1 protein-coding gene is annotated in these 1,384 nt (G+C 68.6%); it reads left to right on the top strand.

Annotated features, from left to right (window positions below; genetic code table 11):
• Positions 1 to 63 precede the first annotated feature (63 nt).
• The gene (locus IE294_RS46675; RefSeq protein ID WP_189895382.1) at positions 64 to 1,299 is read left to right on the top strand and encodes an IS701 family transposase; all 1,236 of its coding nucleotides are present in this window, start codon (positions 64 to 66) and stop codon (positions 1,297 to 1,299) included.
• The last annotated feature ends 85 nt before the right edge of the window (positions 1,300 to 1,384 follow it).

Here is a 1,384-nt window from a genome sequence, read left to right as displayed (position 1 = left end):
GACCGCCCCTCCAACGAGTGGCATCGAGAACTGTCGGAGCGGTGATGCGGGCAGCCTTCCCGCGTGATCGACGACCTCGCCGATGCGACCTGGGACCGTGAACTCGACGACCTCTTCCTGCGTATCGGCCACCGTTTCGGCCGCGCCGACCTACGACGCCGCATGCGTGACTACGTCCGCGCCCTGCTCGGCCCGGTTGGCCGCAAGAACGGCTGGCAACTGGCCGAACACGCCGGTCACCGCACCCCCGATGGCCTGCAGCGGCTACTGAACGGGGCCACCTGGGAGGCCGACGCCGTACGCGATGACCTGCAGACATACGTCGCCGACACACTCGGCGAGGACGATGGGGTACTCATCGTCGACGACACCGGCTTCGTCAAGAAAGGCACCACCTCCGCAGGCGTGCAGCGCCAGTACTCCGGCACCGCCGGCCACACCGAGAACTGCCAGATCGGCGTCTTCGCCGCCTACGCCACCTCCCTGGGCCGGGCTCTGGTCGACCGCGAGCTGCATCTGCCCAAGTCCTGGACCGACGACCGCGCACGCTGCCGCGCAGCCAAGATCCCCGATGAGCGGGCCTTCGCCACCAAACCAGAGCTGGCCAGGGCCATGGTGCTGCGCGCACTCGCCTCGCCGCTGCCGATCGCCTGGGTGACCGCCGATTCCGCCTACGGCCAGGAGTGGCGCTTTCGCCGGATGCTGGAAGAGACCGCCGTCGGCTACGTGCTTGCCGTCCCAAAATCCCAGAACGTGCCGCGCTTTGGCCGTATCGACCACCTCTTCACCCAGGCACCGGATGAGGCATGGGAAAAACGCTCGTGCGGCGACGGTGCCAAGGGCCCGCGCGTCTATCACTGGGCGGCCGTCCAGCTCCCCGTGATCGAGGATTTCGATGGCGAGCGGCCCACCCATCACCGCTGGGCGCTGGCCCGGCGCAGCATCAGCCGACCCGATGAGATCGCCTACTACCTCGGTTATGCCCCGGTGGGCACTGGCGTCGACCGGCTCGTGCGCGTTGCCGGGCGCCGGTGGGCGATCGAGGAGTGCTTCCAGGCTGCGAAGAACGAGTGCGGCCTGGACCAGTACGAGGTCCGCCGTTACGTCGGCTGGATGCGACACGTCACCCTGGCCATGCTCGCGCACGCCTTTCTCGCGGTCACGGCGGCACAGGCGGCGGCAAAGGGGGGTGCAGAAACGGTTCCACCTTGGTTCCGCTCACCGTGGCGGAAGTCCGCCGGATGCTGGCAACTGGCCTCGCAAACCGACCCCGCCCGCCGCTTCGCATCCACGCAATGAGCTGGTCACGCTGGCGACGAAGGCGTCAGGCCGTCGCCAGGCACTGCCACTACCGGCGACGATGCCACTCGTTGGAGGGGCGGTC

Source organism: Streptomyces canarius (genome assembly GCF_014650735.1).
Lineage (GTDB): Bacteria > Actinomycetota > Actinomycetes > Streptomycetales > Streptomycetaceae > Streptomyces > Streptomyces olivaceoviridis.
Note: the sequence above shows the minus strand (reverse complement) of the source record. Positions and strands in the feature narration are given on the sequence as shown.